Annotated in this window: 1 rRNA gene; it reads right to left on the bottom strand. The window is 48.9% G+C overall.

The features are described from left to right. A 23S ribosomal RNA gene (locus EN850_RS35350) occupies positions 1-307 on the bottom strand; the annotation flags it as partial.

Genomic DNA, 307 nt, shown 5'->3' with positions numbered 1-307 from the left:
TATTTAGCGTTGGAGGTTGTTCTCCCGTTGTTCAGGAAGGGTTTCTGGTGCTCCGCTCTACTCGTTTTCACTGAAATGGCCCTTTCAGATACAGGGCTATCACCTTCTATGGCCACTCTTTCCAGAGTGTTTTCCTAGAACCAAATCAGCTTAAGGGCTAGTCCGCGTTCGCTCGTCGCTACTTACGGAATCTCGGTTGATTTCTTTTCCTCTGGTTACTTAGATATTTCAGTTCACCAGGTTCGCTTCCAGCAGCTATGTATTCACTGCAGGATACCCGCAAGCGGGTGGGTTTCCCCATTCGGAC

Source organism: Mesorhizobium sp. M8A.F.Ca.ET.207.01.1.1 (assembly GCF_004794715.1).
Lineage (GTDB): Bacteria > Pseudomonadota > Alphaproteobacteria > Rhizobiales > Rhizobiaceae > Mesorhizobium.
Note: the sequence above shows the minus strand (reverse complement) of the source record. Positions and strands in the feature narration are given on the sequence as shown.